14 protein-coding genes are annotated in these 16558 nt (G+C 61.4%); 6 read left to right on the top strand and 8 right to left on the bottom strand.

Features of this window, described 5'->3' with window-relative positions:
• Nucleotides 1-127 precede the first annotated feature (127 nt).
• Genes V3W40_RS27835 through V3W40_RS27845 form a run of 3 tightly spaced genes read left to right on the top strand, consistent with a single transcriptional unit; the run spans nt 128 to nt 3693 of the window.
• Entirely contained in the window at nt 128-787 is a 660-nt protein-coding gene (locus V3W40_RS27835; RefSeq protein ID WP_330216071.1) for a paraquat-inducible protein A, read from the top strand.
• Complete coding sequence (locus tag V3W40_RS27840; RefSeq protein WP_027606959.1) at nt 774-1397, top strand: paraquat-inducible protein A; 624 nt, start codon at nt 774-776, stop codon at nt 1395-1397. Before V3W40_RS27835 ends, V3W40_RS27840 begins: the two co-directional genes overlap by 14 nt.
• On the top strand, nt 1390-3693 hold the full coding sequence (locus V3W40_RS27845) for a PqiB family protein (protein WP_065923983.1): 2304 nt from the start codon (nt 1390-1392) through the stop codon (nt 3691-3693). The genes V3W40_RS27840 and V3W40_RS27845 overlap by 8 nt, the downstream gene beginning before the upstream one ends.
• A gap of 60 nt (nt 3694-3753) precedes the next feature.
• Here V3W40_RS27845 and mksF read toward each other — a convergent pair whose 3' ends face one another.
• Genes mksF through mksB form a run of 3 tightly spaced genes read right to left on the bottom strand, consistent with a single transcriptional unit; the run spans nt 3754 to nt 8565 of the window.
• Nucleotides 3754-6594 (bottom strand): Mks condensin complex protein MksF, encoded by a 2841-nt coding sequence (gene mksF, locus V3W40_RS27850; protein ID WP_330216072.1) that lies wholly within the window; start codon nt 6592-6594, stop codon nt 3754-3756.
• Nucleotides 6591-7298, bottom strand: coding sequence for an Mks condensin complex protein MksE (gene mksE, locus V3W40_RS27855; RefSeq protein WP_065923985.1), 708 nt, complete (start codon nt 7296-7298; stop codon nt 6591-6593). The genes mksF and mksE overlap by 4 nt, the downstream gene beginning before the upstream one ends.
• Entirely contained in the window at nt 7288-8565 is a 1278-nt protein-coding gene (gene mksB, locus V3W40_RS27860) for an Mks condensin complex protein MksB (protein WP_330216073.1), read from the bottom strand. The genes mksE and mksB overlap by 11 nt, the downstream gene beginning before the upstream one ends.
• 187 nt (nt 8566-8752) lie before the next feature.
• Here mksB and V3W40_RS27865 point away from each other — a divergent pair, with 187 nt between their 5' ends.
• Complete coding sequence (locus tag V3W40_RS27865; protein WP_330216133.1) at nt 8753-9496, top strand: energy transducer TonB; 744 nt, start codon at nt 8753-8755, stop codon at nt 9494-9496.
• Nucleotides 9489-9941 (top strand): ribosomal protein S18-alanine N-acetyltransferase, encoded by a 453-nt coding sequence (gene rimI, locus V3W40_RS27870; RefSeq protein ID WP_003188286.1) that lies wholly within the window; start codon nt 9489-9491, stop codon nt 9939-9941. Before V3W40_RS27865 ends, rimI begins: the two co-directional genes overlap by 8 nt.
• 72 nt (nt 9942-10013) lie before the next feature.
• Here the strand turns inward: rimI and V3W40_RS27875 are convergent, their stop codons facing one another.
• Nucleotides 10014-10418: a serine kinase/phosphatase gene (locus tag V3W40_RS27875; RefSeq protein ID WP_065948504.1), complete on the bottom strand. Its 405-nt coding sequence runs from the start codon at nt 10416-10418 to the stop codon at nt 10014-10016.
• A 151-nt stretch (nt 10419-10569) separates the two neighbouring features.
• Here V3W40_RS27875 and can point away from each other — a divergent pair, with 151 nt between their 5' ends.
• Nucleotides 10570-11214, top strand: a complete 645-nt coding sequence (gene can / locus V3W40_RS27880; protein WP_003188288.1) for a carbonate dehydratase — start codon at nt 10570-10572, stop codon at nt 11212-11214.
• On the opposite strand, the gene V3W40_RS27885 is transcribed toward can, so the two are convergent.
• The 4 genes from V3W40_RS27885 to V3W40_RS27900 all read right to left on the bottom strand — a co-directional run bounded on the left by V3W40_RS27885 (nt 11211) and on the right by V3W40_RS27900 (nt 16418).
• Nucleotides 11211-11723, bottom strand: coding sequence for an SET domain-containing protein-lysine N-methyltransferase (locus tag V3W40_RS27885; protein ID WP_065948503.1), 513 nt, complete (start codon nt 11721-11723; stop codon nt 11211-11213). The genes can and V3W40_RS27885 overlap by 4 nt on opposite strands.
• 143 nt (nt 11724-11866) lie before the next feature.
• Nucleotides 11867-13036, bottom strand: a complete 1170-nt coding sequence (locus tag V3W40_RS27890; RefSeq protein WP_065923990.1) for a hypothetical protein — start codon at nt 13034-13036, stop codon at nt 11867-11869.
• Nucleotides 13037-13157: 121 nt separating this feature from the next.
• Nucleotides 13158-14858 carry an acid phosphatase gene (locus tag V3W40_RS27895; protein WP_065948502.1) on the bottom strand — a complete coding sequence of 567 codons (1701 nt, stop codon included), beginning with the start codon at nt 14856-14858 and terminating at the stop codon, nt 13158-13160.
• A gap of 141 nt (nt 14859-14999) precedes the next feature.
• Entirely contained in the window at nt 15000-16418 is a 1419-nt protein-coding gene (locus V3W40_RS27900; protein ID WP_027606949.1) for a short-chain fatty acid transporter, read from the bottom strand.
• Nucleotides 16419-16558 lie beyond the last annotated feature (140 nt).

Genomic DNA, 16558 nt, shown 5'->3' on the forward strand with positions numbered 1-16558 from the left:
GAGCAGATGGGGTTTTGTTTTGCGCGCTGGAAAAGTGCGGAAAGATGCACGACAAATTTGCGCAGTTATTTCTGAACCAGACCACTAGAATAGGCACCTAACCTTTTTTAGAGTCAGAGCCCTATTTATGCCGGATCCGGTTGATGCCCTTGAGGTGTCGGATTTACCACTGGACAACTTGGTGGCATGCCATGAGTGCGACTTGCTGATGCGCAAACCCGTGCTCGCCCTCGGTGAAAAAGCCCAATGCCCGCGTTGCGGTTATGAGCTCTACGCTCACCGCCATAACGTCGTTGAGCGCAGCCTCGCCCTGGTACTCGCCGCGCTGTTGCTGTACGTCCCGGCGAACTTTCTGCCCATCATGCAGCTCAATCTGCTCGGGCAGTCCTCAGAGGACACTGTGTGGAGTGGTGTAGTCGGTCTATTCGATACCGGGATGCAAGGCGTCGCCGCCGTGGTGTTCCTATGCAGCATGGGTATTCCGCTGCTCAAGCTGCTTTGCCAGCTGGTGGTGCTGCTCAGTATTCGTTGGAAGATCGGCCGTAGTTACGGCCTGCTGCTGTACCGCATTTACCACCATATGAAAGATTGGGGAATGTTGGAGGTCTACTTGATGGGCGTACTGGTGGCGATCGTGAAACTCGCCGACATGGCCTCAATCACCATCGGCCTGGGTCTGGTCTGCTTTGTCAGCCTATTAATGGTTCAGGTTCTGCTTGAGGTGGTGATGTCGCCGCACCAGATCTGGCAAGCACTGTCAGGAGAGGATGATCATGCGGGCGATTGATGCGGGCATTCTGATTTGTACTGAATGCCACGAGCTGAACAAACAAGAGCCTGACACCGATGAGCAAACCTGCACGCGATGCGGTGCGCTGATCCATGCCCGTCGCCCCAACAGCCTCACCCGTACCTGGGCCTTGCTGATCACGGCGGCCATTCTGTATATCCCCGCCAATCTGTTGCCGATCATGACCGTCAATTCCCTCGGCCAGGGCGAGCCCAGCACCATCATGGCAGGAGTCATCCAACTGGTGCAGCACGGCATGTTCCCGATTGCGGCTGTGGTGTTCATCGCCAGCATCCTGGTGCCGACGTTCAAGCTGGTGGGCATTGGCCTTTTACTGTTCTCGGTTCAGCGTCACCAACCGCTTTCCGCGCAGCAACGCATTATCATGTACCGCTTTATCGAATTCATTGGCCGCTGGTCCATGCTGGATATCTTCGTGATCGCCATCCTGGTGGCGGTCGTAAACTTCGGACGGCTTGCCAGCGTCGAGGCCAACCTTGGCGCCGCAGCGTTCGCCAGTGTGGTGATCCTTACGATGCTTGCCGCAGTAACTTTTGATCCCCGACTGATTTGGGATAACACGGAGTCGGACGACGACCATGAGTGATTTGCCTAAAGCTAAAACCCGCCCGGCCTCCAACTGGTCAGCCATTTGGGTTCTTCCCCTGATTGCCTTGATCATCGGCGGTTGGCTGGGGTGGCGTGCCTATTCCCAGCAGGGTATTGAGATCCAGGTGCGCTTTGAAAGCGGCGAAGGCATCCAGGCCAACAAAACCGAAGTGGTCTACAAAGGCATGTCCGTGGGTAAGGTCAAGACCCTTGCCCTTGACGACGAGGGCAATAATCGCGGGGTGATTGCCACCATCGAGATGAACAAGGATGTCGAGCAATACCTCAAGACCAACACGCGTTTCTGGCTGGTCAAGCCCAGTGTCAGCCTTGCCGGTATCACCGGCCTGGAAACCCTGGTCTCGGGTAACTACATCGCCGCCAGCCCCGGTGACGGTGAGCCCACACGCAAATTCAAGGCGCTCTCCGAAGAGCCGCCTTTGTCCGACGCCAAGCCTGGCCTGCACCTGACCATCAAGGCCGACCGCCTCGGCTCGCTCAACCGTGGCAGCCCGGTGTTCTATAAGCAGATACAGGTCGGCCAGGTCAAAAGCTACTTGCTCTCCGAGGACCAGAGCACCGTTGAGATCAAGGTCTACATCGAGCCGACCTACGCCAACCTTGTGCGCAAACACACCCGTTTCTGGAACGCCAGCGGCATCAGCATCGATGCCAATCTCTCCGGCGTGAAGGTGCGCAGCGAATCCCTCTCCAGTATCGTCGCCGGCGGCATTGCCTTCGCCACGCCGGAGAATCGCAAGGACAGCCCGCCGACCGATCCGAGCCTGCCGTTCCGCCTGTACGAAGATTTCGATGCGGCCGCTGCCGGTATCAAGGCCAAGGTCAAGCTCACGGACTTCGAAGGCCTGCAAGCCGGTCGTACACCGGTGATGTACAAAGGCATTCAGGTGGGCAGCCTGAAAACCTTGAAGATCGACCCGGACCTGTCCAGCGCCAACGCCGAGCTGACCCTCGACCCATTGGCCGAAGACTACCTGGTTCAAGACACCCAGTTCTGGGTGGTCAAACCTTCCATCTCGCTGGCCGGCATTACCGGCCTGGAAGCCCTGGTCAAAGGTAATTACATCGCCATTCGTCCTGGCGACAAAGGCAGCGCCCCGCAACGCGAATTCGTCGCCCGCGCCAAGGCGCCACCGCTGGACCTGCGTTCCCCGGGCCTGCACATGGTGCTGTTCACCGACAACCTCGGCTCCCTGGATGTCGGCAGCCCGATACTCTACAAACAGGTCAAGGTCGGCTCGGTGCAGAGTTACCAGTTCTCGCGCAAGAACAAGCAGCTGGTGATCGGCGTTCATATCGAGAAGGAATACGAAAACCTGGTTAACGGTTCGACACGTTTCTGGAATGCCAGCGGCGTGACCCTGACCGGCGGCCTTACCGGTGGTATCCAGGTGAAGAGTGAGTCCCTGGCCAGCCTGATGGCCGGTGGTATTGCCTTCGAAACACCGCAGCCGAACGTACCACTGAAAAAGCGCATTCCACGATTCCGCTTGTTTGCCGACCGTGAGGCGGCCAATCAGCATGGCACCCTGGTAACCATCAGGGTCGAGCGTGCTGACGGTATGCGTCCAGGCACACCGGTACGTTTCAAAGGCCTGGATGTGGGCAAGATCGAGAGCGTGGACCTCAGTGCCGATATGCAATCGGTGCTGCTCAGCGCACGTATTACCCAAGTAGCGGACCGCATCGCGCGCGTCGGCAGCCAGTTCTGGGTGGTCAAGCCAGAACTGGGCCTGATGAAAACCTCCAACCTGGAAACCCTGGTCACCGGGCAATACATCGAGGTGCAGCCGGCTGCGAAAAACGCCGGTCCGCAGAAGAGCTTCGTCGCACTGGCCCAACCCCCTGAAGCTGTCCGCCAGGAGGCCGGCCTGAGCCTGACACTCAGCGCCGCACGCCGCGGCTCGTTGAAGGAAGGTGTGCCGGTGACCTACCGTGAAGTCACCGTGGGCAAAGTGACCGGCTACGAGTTGGGCCAGACCGCCGACCGTGTACTGATCCACATCCTGATCGAACCCAAGTACGCGCCGCTGGTACGCAGTGGCAGCCGCTTCTGGAACACCAGCGGCTTTGGCCTCGACTTTGGCCTGTTCAAGGGGGCGACGGTGCGCACCGAGTCCCTGGAGACTCTTGTGGCCGGCGGTATCGCCTTTGCCACGCCAGACGGCGAGCGTATGGGCAACGCCGCGCGGCCGCAGCAGACGTTCCCGCTGTTCGACAAATTCGAAGAGGAATGGCTGACCTGGGCACCGAAAATCCCACTCGGCAAATAAAGCTACAAAAAAGGCCGCGATCCATCGGATCGCGGCCTTTTTGCATTTCAGCGCAAAACGTCAGACCTCATCCAGCTCCGGCTCATCCGCCTGCACATTCACTGTCGCCTTCACCACATCATGGCGACGGATGTACTTCCAGTCCGCCTCATCGATGTAGATACCGTTCGGCCCGCTGCCGCCTTCCAGGTCGATTGCCACCTGGGCAGACACCTGTGGCTTCACACTGGCGAGGATCGGCACAAAGCCCAGTTGCAAACTGGTTTCCAGCAACGCCGCCTGGTTCTTCTCATCGATATCCGCTGCTTCGTCGAGGTAGTACGGCAAGCGCACACGCCCGGCCTGGTCACGGTCCATCAAGTGCAGCAACAAGTACATGTTGGTCAGCGCCTTGATGGTCATGGTGGTGCCGTTGGACGCCGCGCCGTCGATGTCGGTGTGGATCACCGGCTGACCGTGCACCTTGGTGATCTCGAAAGCCAGTTCGAACAGGTCCTTGAGGCCCAACTGGTTATGGTTGGCCGCCACCAAGCGGGCCAGGTATTCCTTGGCTTCTTCGTTCTTGTTGTCCTGCTCGGCACTTTGGCTGAGGTCGAACACCGACAGGGTTTCGCCTTCTTCGTACTGGCCAGCACTGTGGATGATCTGGTCGATATGTTTGAGGGCTTCCTTGTTCGGCGCGAGTACGATGCGGAAGCTTTGCAGGTTGGACACCTGACGCTTGTTGATCTCGCGGTTGAACAGCGCCAGCTGGTGTTCCAGGCTGTCGTAGTCGCTGCGGATATTGCGCAGGGTTCGTGCAATGTCAGTGACCGCCGCCCGGCGCGCCTTGCCCAGTGTCAGCGCCTCATCGGTGCGGTGCGCATAAGCGTTGATCAACAATTGCAGGCGACGCTCTACGTCATCCTCGCTGTCGAACTTGGCCACGCCCTTGAGGCGCACCTGAGCGTACAGCGCCTCGATCTGGCCATCGGCACGCAGCAAGCCCTGCCAGCTGTCCTGATAGTCATTGAGCAGCGGCAGCAGGTTATCCATGGAGTCATCGACCGGGTCCATGAACGGCGTGCCAAACGGCAAGTCGGCCGGCAACAGCTGCCGGCGGCGCAAGGCGTCATCCAGCGTACGTTGCTTGGCTTCCATATCGCCGATCTGGCGGCCCACCAGTTGCAGCTTGGCGGACAGTTGCTGGACGCGCTCGGTGAACGCGTCGCTGGAACGTTTCAATTCATCCTGGGCCGCTTCCATCTGTGCCAGGTTTTCCAGTTTTTCGCCTTCTTCGGCACTCAGGGTTTGCGCGCGACGGAAGTCTTCCAGCGCCTTTTGCGCGTCCAGCACCTGCTGGTACAGCGCTTCGGTCTGGGTCTTGCTCGCCGCGCGGTCGGAGGCCACGGCTTGCTGGGTTTTCAGCTGCTTGAGTTCTTTCTCCAGGCGTTCCTTTTGGTCGCGCAACGCTGCGCGGTCCGCCAGGGCCTGCAGCGCCGGTGGTTCGATGTGGGAGATGTCGATGGACAGCCCCGGCACTTCAAAACGTTCGCCCTTGAAGCCATCGAGGATCTGCTCCAGGGATTTGACCCACTGGCCGTCCTCATCCAGCGTGATGCCGTGTTCACCCAATGGCAGGCTGAACAACGAACTGTTGAACAGGCGCATCAGGCGCTCGACGTCCTGCTGCGAAAACTCTTCGCGCAGCTTGGCATAGCTGTTGTTATCCGCGTGATCCAGCTGCTGCTTGACCGACTTCAAGCGTTTTTCCAGGTCACGCAGACGCTCGTCCAGATCCTCGGCGCTGAACTGCCGCGACTGCGCCAGGGCGCCCGCCAGTTCATCGTGAGCATCCTTGGCCGCCAGCAGTTGCTGCTCCAGCACCTTGACGTCATCCACCAGGGCAAAGCGATGCTTGAGCACCGACAATTCGCCCAGCCAACGCTGGATGCCGCTGATTTCCCGCTCCAGGCGCATCAGCTCCTGGGTGCCGCCACGCTGGTCGTTCTGCAGTGCGTCCTGCTCGTTGCGGTAGTGCTCGGCCTGGATGGTCAGCTCTTCCTTGCGCGCACTGGCATAGTCCGACCAGGTGCCGAGCAGCGAATCCAGCAGCGGCGACAGGCGATGCAGCTTGCCGCGCAGGGCGTCGCGCTGGCGAACGCCATTGGCCAGGGCTTCCACCAGCGGGCCGGCAGCGACCAGGGCGTTGTAGTCCTGCTCCATGCGTCGCACATCGCGGAAGGCTTCTTCGCACGCTGCGATGTAATCCACACTACCCGAACGCAGGCTGTGCTCGAACGCATCGAGGAACAGCTGCTTGAGCTTGGCCGCGGTGATTTCGCGCATGTGCAGCAGGTTGATAAACAACGCGCGGAAAGTTTTCAGGCTTTGCTCACTGGTGGAGCGCAGCGGGATCAGGGTCAGGTCCAGCGGGATCGACGTATGACCACCCACCAGCAAACGGCGCAGTTCATCCGGCTTGAGTTCGTAGGCTTTCAGGCCTTCGCGCTCAAGGTTGGTGAACAGCTCCTTCTGACGCAGGCAGGTGTCGTTTTTCTGATAGTGGGCCAGGTCCAGCTTGCCGGCGTAGGCAAAGAACTGGTGCCCGAAACCACCGCCCGGGCCGCGCCCGACCACGCCGATTACGTGGGGGCCATGGGGCAGGGAGACTTCCACCAGGATGTAGCTGGTGTCGGTGGCGAAGTAGAAGCGTCGCGATTGCTCCAGGGTGTACTTGCCGAAACTCATGTCCGACATGCGCGCCAGGATCGGGAACTGCAAGGCGTTGATCGACGCGGATTTACCCAGGTTATTAGCGCCATACACCGACAGCGGTTCTTCCAGCGGGAACAAGCCCAAGCTGTAGCCGGCAGTGTTCAATAGCGCGAAGCGGCGGATGCCGTAGCGTTCCTTGCTCATGCGTCGGTCTCCTGTTCTTCGGCAATGGCGCGGGCCAGTGCGTCTTCTTCGCTTTCGTCCGCGAAGTCGCTGAGGTCCAGCGGGTCATCGGTCTTCAGCAGTTTTTCATCGCTGTCTTCGTCAATGATCACCGGCACCGGCAGTGGCAACACGCTGTGTACGCTGGCCGCCAGGTCGCGGTCCTGCTGCACCGAAAGGCACACGTCGAGGAAGCGGTGCATCGGCGGCAGGAAGCGGTAAATGCCGTTGTCTTCGCTGGCAAAACCCAGCTGGGTCATACGGCGCATGATTTTTTCTTCGAGTTCTTCCTGGGTCTGCACTTCGGCCTGGATAAACAGGTCGCGGTACTTTTCCAGCAGCGACGGCAGCTCGTCACGGCCCAGGCTGCCACCGTCGAGCACGGCGATCGGGTCGCGGCCCTGGTCGGCCAGGTGCTCGACAATGATGAAGGTGAACAGCGCCAGGCGCTGGGCGGTCTTGTTGACCTGCGCACTGGCAATCGCGGAGTCCGGCACGAAGTAGTAGAAGCCACGGGTATCGCACACCAGCTCAAAGCCCAGGGCCTTGAACAGCGTGCGGTACTGGTCCTGGAAGTTCGACAGTTGCGCGTACAGCTCGGGGTCGCGGCGGCTGACGTGGTAACCCTTGAACAGCTCGCGAAAGATCGGCGCCAGCTGGGACAGTTCGGATAGATCAAGATGCATGAGGTGTACTCGCAGAATGCTCGGCGGCGTCGGTGCCGGCCGGGAGCAGGGCGAATGAGCGCAGGCTGACCTGGTGCTCGTGTGTGTGGTAGTCGCGGCGTTCCAGGCGCTCGCGCTTGAAGCGTTTCTCCCGCGAGAGCCGCGAGAACCAGTACAGCAATTCGTCGGTGGCACCGTCCGGTTCCTGCTCCAGCAGCCAGGTCATCAGGTCCGGCATCGGCAGTGCGTCTTCACAGCGCTCGAGCATTTCCTTGACCGTCCGCGGCGCGCGCTGGGCTTCGCCCTTGTGGGATTTGTGCGCCTTGGGGAACCGGGCCGGTTTCGGCTCGAAGTTCGCCAGGGCATACACATAGGCCTCGACCTGGCTGGCACTGCCGAGGAAGGTGCTTTGCGGTCGGGTAAACATCGGCATCGCCGCCTGTGGCACCGCGTCCAGGCCCTTACGGCGGATGGCCGACAGCGCCAGCGCCGCACCGCGGGTCACGGCGTTGTGCCGACGCGCTTCTTCGCGCAGCGGCAACAGCAGTTCGCGGGCATGCCGCAAGGTCAACTGGGCGCTGGTCTGCATTTCGAGGATGCGCGCGTGGGTGCGCAGCAGCATGTCGTCGTCCACCAGGTGGCCGAGGCGCTGTTGCTCGGTGAGCATGCGCAGCAGCACGTTTTCCACCTTGCGCACGCCTTGTTCGAAGGCACCGTCGGCGTTCACCAGCTGGATCATTGGTTCGACGTACTCGTCCCAGGTCGCCAGGACTTCGGCGTAACGCTGGCGCAGCGGGATCTGCCGGTCGCTGGTCTTGGCACGGTCGGCCACGGCCGCGAGGGCCTGTTCGTCGTTGGCGAGTTTTTTCAGTACGTCGCGTACGCGCATGTCCAGCAGGCGCAGTTGGCGGGCCAGGTCGTGACCATCACGGATGTCGAAGGCATCCTGGATATAACCGGCCAGGCGCTCCAGATGGCGCAGGTAGGCTTCGATTTCCAGGCACAGGCCAAGCCGGTGTTCCTTGCGAAGATAGGCCAGGAAGTCATGGATCTGCGCATTGAGCTCGAAACGGTTCGGGCTCTTGGCGACAGGCACCAGGATGTCCAGGCGAATCCACACGTCCAGCAGGCTGGTGATGTCCTGGGGCGTGCTGTCCAGTTGTTGGGCGGCCAGTTGTGCGCGCAGCTCGCTCAGGCTGAGGGTGCCTTGGTCGAAGTGTTCGCACAGTGGCTCAAGTAAGGCCCAGTGTTCGGCGAGGGCGCGCAGGACGCGCTTGGGTTCGATCATGGGAATGGCCGGCTGGTTGGCGATTAAAAGTCGCGATTGTACTGCATCAGGCGCGGGATTTATCCACAGCCGGTCAGTGCACAGTGGGCGATTGTTACCGAACAGCGGTAGAATCCCCGCTCTTTACTTATCCACAAGTGGCCGAGCTGTGCTTATCGAGTCCCGACGTCGCGCTTACTTGACCGCCATGCAGGTGGTCAACTGGCTGCCCCGCACCGAACTGCCGTTTGCCGCGCCATCGCGGCCCGAGCTGTTAGAGGCGCTTGAGCCCTATGAGGCGTTCGAGACCTCGGGCGAGGAGGCCGCTGCCCCGGTGGTGGTGACCAAGCCCGTGCCGCAAGCGCGGCCGGCGGTCGAGCGCGCCAAGATCGAAGTGCCACGCCCGTCACCCATGGCCAAGCCGGTCGTGGCCGAAGAGGCAGCCCCGGTGGTCAAGGCTCCGGTGGTGCCGCCACCGCGTTTCGCCCTGCAACTGCTGCGGGCCGGGCGCTGCCTGCTATTGGTGGAGTTACCCACCGGCGAGCGCTTCCAGACCCGCGATCCTGCCTACATGCTGCTCAAGGACATGCTGCGCGCCGCCGGCCTGCCCGACAGCCCGCAAATCGTCGGCGACCCGGTACGTTGGCCACTGCTGGTGCGCGGCACCATGGACCAGGGCCCGGAAGCGGCGCGGGATTTTGTGCAAGGCTTCGTCTCGGCACGCCTGGAAGACGAACCTTGTGTGTGCCTGTGGTTGATCGGCCTGCCCGCCGTACGGTTTGCCGGCGAAGCGAATGCCGAGTTCTGGTACCGCGAACTGCAGGTCGAGGGCCTGGGCTCTGTATGGGCCCTGCCGGGCCTGGAATTATTAATGGAAGAGCCACAGCGTAAGGCTGATGTCTGGCAAGCCATGCGCCGGCTGATGGCGCGCTGGAAAACAACCGATGAGTGAGGCTTTATCCTTCCGCCCGATGACCGAGGCCGACCTCGACGCCGTGCTGAAAATCGAATACGCGGCATTCAGCCATCCCTGGACCCGGGGGATCTTTCTCGACGGGCTGGGCAAGTACCAGATCTGGCTGATGTTCGAAGGCGAGCAGCAGGTAGGCCACGGCGTGGTGCAGATCATCCTCGATGAAGCGCATTTGCTGAACATCACCGTCAAGCCGGAAAACCAGGGCCGTGGCCTGGGCCTGGCACTGCTGGAACACCTGATGTCCCGCGCCTATGCCGCCAACGCGCGGGAATGCTTCCTGGAAGTGCGCGACAGCAATACCGGAGCGTTCCGCCTCTATGAGCGCTATGGCTTCAACGAGATTGGGCGTCGCCGGGACTACTACCCGGCTGTCGGCGGGCGCGAAGATGCGGTCGTCATGGCCTGCACCCTGGTCGATTAAACACACGAACCAATGTGGGAGGGGCAAGTCGAATCGTCGCACCGCCCCTCTCACATTTGGATTTGCGCAGTGTCAGCGGTTTCCGTCTACCGGGTCCAGATCAGCCAGTTCCGCTTCATCCAGGCCATTTCCGCCGCCAATGTCATCTTCATCGACAATGCTCAGGTCAAAATCCGCCGGGTTGTCTTCCGCCGCCTCCCGAGCGTCCCGCGCACCGTCTTCATGGATCAGGGTTTCCGGGCTCATATCATCATCGGTCGACTCATGATCAGCCGTTGAAGCCCCGGTCAGTCCGGCCTCGCGCACCCGTTCGTCGGGCATCAGCTGTTCTCGCTCGCCACGGGGGATCTCATTGCCAATCTCCGCCGTCGGTTCTTCCTCGTCAAAATCCAGCTCGCGCATCGAGCCCATGCGGTCTTCGTTGTCGTCAATCGGTTCGGGCTGTGTAGCGCCGTAGGGACGTCGTGATTCAGTCATGGCCAATCCTCATACTGTGGGGCTTATAGTGTGTGGACAGGCATGGCCCCCCAAGATTCAAGTAATTGCCCGCCGGCTATCTTTATCATCGGCGTGACCCGGACGGGCGGTCGTCTGTCAAAGCTGCGCATCATTCCTGAGGCTTTCCCTGATGAACGAACTACAAGACCTGCTTGATAACAACGAACGCTGGGCGGATGCGATCAAACAGGAAGATCCCGAATTCTTCGCCAAGCTCGCCCGCCAGCAGACCCCTGAATACCTGTGGATCGGTTGTTCCGATGCGCGGGTACCGGCCAACGAGATCGTCGGCATGCTGCCCGGTGATCTGTTCGTACACCGCAACGTGGCCAACGTGGTGCTGCACACTGACCTCAATTGCCTGTCGGTGATCCAGTACGCGGTCGATGTACTCAAGGTCAAACATATCCTCGTCACCGGCCACTATGGCTGCGGCGGCGTGCGCGCCTCGATGCAGGACCGCCAGTTCGGCCTGATCGACGGCTGGCTGCGCACCATCCGCGATCTCTACTACGAAAACCGTGACGTGCTGGCCCAACTGCCGACCGAAGAGGAACGTGTGGACCGCATGTGCGAGCTGAACGTGATCCAGCAGGTGGCCAACGTCGGCCACACCAGCATTGTGCAAAATGCCTGGCACCGTGGGCAGAGCCTGTCTATCCACGGCTGCATCTACGGCATCAAGGACGGCCGTTGGAAAAGCTTGAACACCACCATCAGTGGCTTCGAGCAGCTGCCTCCGCAGTATCGCCTGCGTCCGCTGGGCGAAGCCTAAGGCCGTTTGCGGTCGCGCCAATGGGTCATGAACGCCTGGCCTTCGGCGTTCAAACACTCTGTGCTGCCGGTGATCCAGCCCCGGCAGTTCAGCTCGCCGCATTGGCAGGCGAACTGTCGGAACAAGGCGTCCTCGGTACTGGCGTAGTCCAGGGTCAGCGGGGCGCCAGCGACTATGGGCTGCACGGTCCATAGCTCCAGGTAGGTGGTGTCGAAAAACACATTCGGGTTGCAGGAGTGTCGCAGCAGGCCGCAGAACCAGCTGTCATACAGGTGGATGCGGGCGGACAGCTGCAGCGTACGTGGGCGTCGCTCGTTCACGGCGTAACCGGACACCCGGGCAATGCGCACGCGGCCGTCGAAACCCACGCGAGCCCTGACGCCGCCGCCGTCGCGCTCAACCTTAAAGTGCTTGGCCGAGGGATAGCCCTGTTCAACGAGCAGTGTCTTGAACGGGTACAAACCATCACTCACAGTGGTTTTAGCCTGGTCCATGGCTTGAGTTTTCATAACTCTCCTTGGTTAGGCTGCATCGACCTGCGGATGGTGGCTGACTACCAGTCTTGCAGCGGATGGGCCCGGCTCAAGACTCGCTGAACGTGGAGCCGATTTCTACTGTCAACTTTGACAGTAGAAATCGGATTTTCTGCTGTCTACAGCGCAGGCGCCATGATGCTGGGGGCGGGCGCTGCGTTCTTCAGTTGCTTGAGCTGCGTCTTGATCGAAGGCGTGGCGCATTTGGCGTTCGCCTGTTCCGGGGTCAGGTTGCGCACCGAGGTGTAGAACAATTCGCAGGTCTGCTCTTTGCGCGTGACCTGCCAGGTGTTCATGCAGGCCTTGAGCAGCACATTCGGATCGCTCGCGGGTTTCTGGCCCATTCCGGCCTGCCAGCAGGCGGCGCTCAAGTCCTGGCCCATCACTTTTAAACCCGCGTCGTCGGCTTTCTGCTCGTTACCGTCATAGGTGTCCGGGCTGGCCGCGTACCAGATGTAGCTGGGGTGGTTGGCGCCCAGCACCGAGACGGTCTTGCCCGCGGCAGGGCTGATCTGCGCCAGGCCCAGTACACCCACGGTTTGTCCGTATTGCTGCTTGATCCAACTGCGCACCGGCGCGCCGAACGCGACCATTGGCAGCGAGCCGTTGGGGTGCAGGCTCAGTTCGCTGACCATGCGGGTCTGGTAGTCGGTGAAGTAGCCGTAGACGTTCTCCAGGTCCTTGCCCGCATTGGAAGGGGCGGCGATGGGGGCGATATCGATGATGGTCTGGTAGGCCGGGGTTTCGGTGGCCGGCACGCCGTTATCGGTGAGCAGGCTGGCCCAGCGGTCGGTGGTGGCCGACTCCAGGTAATCCTGGGCCTGGGTCAGCGAATAATCCGGCGGGAAATGCAGCAACTCGATGCTCTTGCGGTTTTCCAGGGCCATGCCCAGTGGCAGGAACAGGTACCAGTTGTACGCCCACTTGCCGTCGCTGTTGAGTCTGCTCGCGCCCTGGTAGGCCAGGTCAGCGGTATTGAGCAGCGCGGTCAGGGGCTGGCCGTAACTGTCGGGTACACCGCTGAAGGTCGCGGCGAGCTGCCCTTCATGGTTCTTGACGCTGACCTTGGCTCGGCTGTAGCCATCGCGCTGCAGGCTTTGGTTCAGGTAGTGCTCGGCGGTCTGCTCCAGCGTCCACGGCCGAAAGCAGATCACATTGCAGTTATTGGGGTAAGCGAACAACTGGGTCACCCGTTGAGTGCTGCCCAGCGGCACTTCGATGTCGGCGTGTACGACCGCACTGGCCATCAGTGCGGCCAGGGTGAAGGACAACCTGGTCGGTTTGAACATACTTGATTCCTTGTCAGCGAAAGCCCGTCTGCGCGGGGTGAAAGCCCACCTCCTCACAGTAGCGGTTGGCCAGGAAAACCGCGTGCTAAATCGCCAGGCATGTCGCTATTGGATAAGCGTCCTACACGCTGAACTGCAACGCGTTGCTCAAATCCCCCATGGGTTTCTGGCCTCGGGCAATCATGGCGTCATCGCGTTGCTTGAGCCCGTCCAGGGTCTCCAGCTGGAAGACCCGCGTAATCAAGCGCAGGATCGACGCGGTGTCGTACACCGTATGGTCCACGGTGCCTTTGCGCGCGAAGGGCGAGACCACCAGCGCCGGAACCCGTGTGCCTGGGCCCCAGCGGTCGCCTTTGGGCGGGGCGACGTGGTCCCACCAGCCGCCGTTTTCATCGACGGTCACCACCACCACCATGTTTTTCCACTGCGGGCTTTCCTGCAGCACCTTCAAGGCGCGGACGATATGGCGGTCGCCCGACGCCACGTCGGCGTAACCGGCGTGCATATTCAGGTTGCCCTGGGGCTTGTAGAAGCTCACGGCTGGCAGCTTGCCGGCCTGGGCATCGGCGAAGAACTTATTGGTGCTCGCCTCATCGCCCAAACCGCCATCGCGCAGGCGCTTGTCACGCTCGGCACGGTTCTCGGGGCCCTGCTGCTTGAAATAGTTGAACGGCTGGTGGTGGTACTGGAAGTTAGGGATCTTCGGGATACCGCCCGAATCCTTGAACTGATCCAGCGTTGCCTGCCATGCCCCGGCGTACCACGCCCAGTCGACGTTCTTTTTCGACAGCTTGTCGCCGATGTGCTCATGGGTCTGCGGCACCAGTACGTTGGGCAGGTCGGCTTTTGCGTAGTCCGGGTTTTCCGGGTCACGAATCCAGGTCGGCCAATACGGCGGCGCCAGGGTGTTCACGCCGTAACCGTCCGGGGTCAGCGCGCTGGGGCCGAACTGCGGCGGGCCGGTCATGGCGCTCGCCGGGGATTTATCCAGCGGCTTGAGACGCGGGTCGGTGGGGTCATCGCTTTGCAGCGTGGCGATCTGCGCCTTGGCCACCGACTGCGCGGCATTCGGGTAGAACGGCGCGGTGGCGCTGATCAGGTATTGATGGTTGAGGAACGAGCCACCAAACGCCCCCTGGAAGAAGTTATCGCAGAGCACAAACTCCTTGGCCACGTCCCACAGGCGCAGGGAATAGCGACTTTGGGCGTAATGGCCCATGACCAGGCCGCCGGAGTCGGCCCAGGCGACGAAACCGTCGTTCTTGCCGCCGTTGATCTGCATCTGGTTCTGGTAGAACACGTGCCACAAGTCGCGGGTGACCAGGCTCAACGGCAGGTCTTCGGCGTTCGGGCCCTTGAGGGCGAACGGGGCGTTGGGCAGGTTTTCCTGGAATTGCACTTCGCTGGGGTAAGTCACCCCGTCCACGCTTTGCGGGCCCACTTGCAGCACACCGCCCCAGGCCGGGGGCAGGGTGGTCAACAGGCTGCCGTCGCGGTCGCGTTGCTGTGTGTCGGCGGCGGAAAGCGCCGACAGCGGTTTCTCAACGCCTGGGAAGTCCGCAAACAGGTTGTTGAAGCTGCGGTTCTCGGCATAGATCACCACCACGGTCTTCACCTGGTCGTGCAATGCCTTGTCCAGCTCCTGGGGCGTGAGCGGCCGCGCTACCGGCTTGCCCGGCGTCTCACTGCTGTTGCCGCAGGCACTCAAGGTCGCGCCAACCCCCAACACCGCCGCGCCCCCCAGGAAGCGCCGACGGCCGGTGTCTACCGGCGGTTGGGCTACGGAATCGGGGGAAGGGCGGTCTTCGTGATCATCACTCATTGCGGGGAGTCCTTGCTGGCGAGATGTTGCAAGATATTTCGCAGGACGGTAGCAATGCAATGTGACGGAACGAAGACAGCTGCAAGCCATCAGCCTCAAGCTACAAGCTTGAAGCTAACGACTTGAAGCTTGCAACTGATCCTACGGCATGACGGGCGGCAAATACTTCAACGTCGTCCCCAACGCCCACAACAGGAACAACACCAGCGGCGTGTGCACCAGCAACTGCACAAACGAAAACCCGATCAAATCCCGCGCCTTCAACCCCAGCACTCCCAGCAACGGCAGCATGTAGAACGGGTTGATCAGGTTCGGCAGCGCCTCGGCCGCGTTGTAGATCTGCACCGCCCAGCCCAGGTGGTATTGCAGGTCATTGGCCACTTGCATCACATAAGGCGCTTCGATGATCCACTTGCCGCCGCCTGACGGAATAAAGAAGCCCAGCACTGCCGAGTACACGCCCATCAGCAGTGCATACGTGTCGTGGGAGGCGATGGACGTGAAGAAGGTCGAGATATGGTGCGCCAGGGTCTGGCCGTCGCCGCCCTTGACCACGGTCATCAGCGCCGCAATCGAGCCGTACAGCGGGAACTGGATCAACACGCCGGTGGTGGTCGGCACTGCACGGGCCACCGCATCGAGGAAACTGCGCGGGCGCCAGTGCAGCAGGGCACCGACCATGATGAACAGGAAGTTGTAGGTGTTCAGCCCCGAAATCGCGCTGATCGCCGGCTTGGTCGAGAACTCATGGAACAACCAGCCCGCCGCCAGCAATGCCAGCAGAATGGTCAGCAACGGGCTGTGTTCCAGCCATTCGCCGGGGCGGCCCGGTGGTTGCAGCTTGGGCAGGTTGAAGGCCGGGTCGACGCCACAGGCCTTGGCGTCACGGGCGCTGTTGGGGCCGGGCGCGGTGGCGTAGGCGATGATCAGCGACACCACGATCAGTGCCAGCAACAGCACGCCGGATTGCCACAGGAAGATGGTGTCGGTAAACGGGATCACCCCGGTGATCGACAGGATCGACGGCGGCAAGCTGGCCGGGTTGGCCTGCAATTGTGCGGCTGACGACGACAGCCCCAGCGCCCACACCGCGCCCAACCCAAGATAGGCCGCCGCACCCGCAGCACGGTAGTCCATGCGCAAATCCGTACGACGGGCCAGCGCACGCACCAGCAAGCCGCCGAACACCAGGGACAGGCCCCAGTTGAGCAATGACGCCACCATGGAAATCAACGCGACCCACGCCACGGCGGAGCGGCCGTTCTTCGGGATACGCGCCAGGCGGTCGATCAGCTTGACCGCCGGTGGCGAGCTGGCGACCACGTAGCCACCGATCACCACGAAGGCCATTTGCATGGTGAACGGGATCAGGCTCCAGAACCCGTCGCCAAAGGCCTTGGCGGCTTCGGTCGGCGCGGCGCCCATGCCCAGGGTCGCCACGGCGACGATGATCACGGCGAGGGCGGCGAACACCCAGGAGTCGGGGAACCAGCGCTCGGCAAAGTTCGAGCAGCGCAGGGCAAAGCGGGCATAGCGGCTTTCTTCGATAGCATCGGCCACGAGTCTTTCCTCTTGTATTTATTATGGTGTCGGCAATTTTTCGGCATGTTCCTCCACGGCCATTGATATGGGAATGCAGTTATCTTCATCGATCCATGAGGAAAACAAATATATCTGCCGCGATTGCCATCAACTGGCGC

The sequence above is a fragment of the Pseudomonas sp. AM8 genome (genome assembly GCF_036346475.1).
GTDB classification, from domain to species: domain Bacteria; phylum Pseudomonadota; class Gammaproteobacteria; order Pseudomonadales; family Pseudomonadaceae; genus Aquipseudomonas; species Aquipseudomonas marginalis.